Source organism: Psychrobacter sp. 5A.1 (assembly GCF_030407455.1).
GTDB lineage: Bacteria > Pseudomonadota > Gammaproteobacteria > Pseudomonadales > Moraxellaceae > Psychrobacter.
In genome coordinates this window covers 1-2,216 of record NZ_JASDDJ010000119.1, presented here as the reverse complement: position 1 = coordinate 2,216, position 2,216 = coordinate 1, and the positions used below count along the sequence as shown (strand labels likewise).

Annotated in this window: 3 protein-coding genes; all 3 read left to right on the top strand. The window is 38.9% G+C overall.

Going from position 1 to position 2,216, the window contains the following annotated elements:
* Window positions 1–87 precede the first annotated feature (87 nt).
* Genes QL982_RS14300 through QL982_RS14290 form a run of 3 tightly spaced genes read left to right on the top strand, consistent with a single transcriptional unit; the run spans window position 88 to window position 1,919 of the window.
* Window positions 88–531, top strand: a complete 444-nt coding sequence (locus QL982_RS14300; RefSeq protein WP_290166063.1) for a DUF898 family protein — start codon at window positions 88–90, stop codon at window positions 529–531.
* Between the two features lie 32 nt (window positions 532–563).
* On the top strand, window positions 564–1,757 hold the full coding sequence (locus QL982_RS14295) for a M48 family metallopeptidase (RefSeq protein WP_290166061.1): 1,194 nt from the start codon (window positions 564–566) through the stop codon (window positions 1,755–1,757).
* An 18-nt stretch (window positions 1,758–1,775) separates the two neighbouring features.
* Entirely contained in the window at window positions 1,776–1,919 is a 144-nt protein-coding gene (locus QL982_RS14290; RefSeq protein WP_290166059.1) for a DUF2256 domain-containing protein, read from the top strand.
* Window positions 1,920–2,216 lie beyond the last annotated feature (297 nt).

Below are 2,216 nucleotides of genomic sequence, written 5' to 3'. Positions count from 1 at the left end.
AGTAAGTCATGGTCTTTATAATAATAATTAAGTTTGATAATTAGTTTATAACACTTTTAAGTAGGCTTGACTATAGTCGCAGCTACTATGTCAGGTGGATTTAACCTTGGTAATATTTCCAATGACATTGAAGTCGCAAATGTAAATCCATTATTTGTTGTCGGTATTGTCATTATGTATTTTGGTTTTATTGCCACCTTCTTATTTGCTACTGCCTATTCATTTAGCCGTCAACGCCAGTATCTGTTCGAAAATACCACGTTAGATAACGCCATCACTTTTAAGTCAACCGTTGGTGCAAAACGTTATTTTTCTATCTTAGTGACAAATATGCTATTGGTTCTATTTACTGCTGGCTTAGCATTACCTTGGGCAAAAGTCCGTGTGGCTCGTTATATCGCCGATAACTCTTGGATAGAAGCCTCAGATATAGATATCAATCATTATTTGACTCAAAAAGAGAAAGAGCAGTCTGCTATTGGTGAAGAAATTGGTGATGTCTTAGATATCGATATAGGTATTGCAATCTAAGCCAGATCCTAGTGGATACAACGAGAACATTAATGATAAGTTTAATATCAGGCAAATGGTATCCCAAAGACAGCTCAGTCCAATACACTGCGCAACTCATGGTAGATAACACGAGATATGAGGTGCAAATCATATCCTGTGAGACCAATGATAGCTTTGACCGTCGTCAGAATCTCACGGGTCAGTGGCCTCACGTTAGGATTAATGATCGCCTAGGAAATATTGAGCGTAAACTTACACTCGCTGATGGATCGTTATTTACGACTCACGATAATGATGCTATTGATACCTTAATCAAGCGTAATAAGCATAGCGATACAGGCTCAAAGTGGAGTTTATGCTTACATCGTCATGAAACAAAAATGACCAGTGTCTTAACGATGCTGGTCATGACTATTGTTTTTGTATTCAGTTTTGTCAAATGGGGCATACCTTGGACGAGCCAAACGGTTGCTCATGCTCTACCGCAACAAATGGGCGAGTTTATAGGTAAGCAGTCACTGGATTTTATGGATCGTTACTTCTTAGCACCCACCGAAATAAGCGGTGCTGAACAACAGAAAATCATCTCTCGATTTGAAACACGCCTTAAACGCTTTGGTGGCGACGATAGAATTCATTATCAAATCCATTTTAGGGATATGAATATCAATGGATTGAGTTTGCCAAATGCTTTTGCATTGCCGTCTGGTGATATTATTCTGACCGATAAGTTTGTAGAGTTGAGCCAAAATAATGATGAGATAGACGCCATACTGTTACATGAGATAGGCCATGTGGTAGAACGTCATAGCCTAGAGATGCTCACTCAAAACTCACTGACCACTATGGTGGTGATATTGGTATTGGGCAATCCAGACGGTATCAGTGAGCTTGCCACAGGGTTAGGTACGGCACTGGTGTCAAGTCACTATTCACGTCAGTATGAAACCGAAGCAGATGAGTTTGCCTTTAACAAAATGCTTGAGATTGGCATTGATCCAAAGGCTTTTGCAGATATTCTGAGCCGTATGGAAGATTACTCGACGACGGCAACAAAGACAGAAGACGTTGATGAATCCGCAGATACACAAGAAGTTGAAGTTGAAGTTGAAGTTGATGATGAAGCGGTTGAAGCAGCCAAACTGTCCGACTTCTTATCGAGCCATCCTAATACCCAGTTGCGGATTAAAATGGCAGAAAAATATAGCAAGTGCTTTGAGCAAGGGTTAAAGGTTTGTAAGTGAAGAGTGTAAAAGTAAGTCATGGCACATAAAAAGGTAAATCTACCGCAAAAAACCTGCCCCGTCTGCCAGCGCCCGTTTACGTGGCGTAAGAAGTGGGAAAAGGATTGGGAGCAGGTGATTTATTGTTCTGAAAAGTGTCGGCGGGGGAAGAATAAATATTGATTTATAAATTAGAATTTTTATTCAAGTTTTGCTAAAGGCTGAAGATAGAGATAGCGGCAATGTTAATATAGTTAAGAGCACTCTACTAGAAAAGACCGAGAATAATGAAAATATATAAACAAAGAAAACATCGGAAGCATAATAAGAAAAATCGAAGACAGGTCGCAAATAATTCCAAAGCAAAGTCAAAAAACCATCCCAAAAAAATAGAGTATCAGACTATAGTACATCCTTTATAAAAGTGGTACAGTTCTTTTAAAATAAGCGAAAAGTAAAAAGATTATGACTTATTCAGCA

Bases quoted from the DNA above. Each gene is read 5' to 3' on its own strand.
- QL982_RS14300 (WP_290166063.1), top strand. From the start codon at position 88: ATGTCAGGTGGATTTAACCTTGGTAATATTTCCAATGACATTGAAGTC.
- QL982_RS14295 (WP_290166061.1), top strand. From the start codon at position 564: ATGATAAGTTTAATATCAGGCAAATGGTATCCCAAAGACAGCTCAGTC.
- QL982_RS14290 (WP_290166059.1), top strand. From the start codon at position 1,776: ATGGCACATAAAAAGGTAAATCTACCGCAAAAAACCTGCCCCGTCTGC.